The sequence below is a fragment of the Bradyrhizobium sp. Leo114 genome (assembly GCF_055229415.2).
Window position 1 is genome coordinate 1 of the sequence record NZ_JBUYEN020000216.1, and the last position, 442, is coordinate 442.

General features: G+C 62.7%; 1 protein-coding gene. It reads right to left on the reverse strand.

Annotated elements, in window-relative coordinates; all coding sequences use genetic code 11:
• A partial coding sequence (locus ACZIRK_RS45475; RefSeq protein ID WP_474419877.1) for a helix-turn-helix domain-containing protein occupies positions 1-419 on the reverse strand: 419 nt, incomplete at its 3' end.
• Positions 420-442: the final 23 nt, after the last annotated feature.

A 442-nucleotide genomic window follows, 5' to 3' on the forward strand; every position in this document is an offset into this window, starting at 1 on the left:
GTGACCGCCGGCTCATCGGTGAACTGCACCTGGAATTGAGCGAAGTCGACCTGCGCCTGGTCGCCCGGTGGCCTCTCGAAGCGAACTTCAAACGTTGGCAATGGGACCGGACGAATCTCGCGCAGCAGGTCGGTAACGGCGGTGTAGCCGCCCTCATAACCGCGTTCGCGAAGCTCCCGCAAAAGCCGGCGGCCGGTCAGACCGGGATACGCCGTCACCCGCCCGCCCAAATAGGACACGAATGGGTCGATCCGGCGCTGGCGTGGCTTGCGTGGACCATAGACCGGCGGCTCTAAGCCACGAGCGATGCATTTACGAACGGTCTTTCGATCGATCCCGAGTTCGCGGGCGATCGCCGAAACCGTCAGCCCCTGCCGATGAAGATCAAGTATCATGATGACTTCCCCAAGCTTGATCACCGCACCCGCTCCCTCGTTCTGGG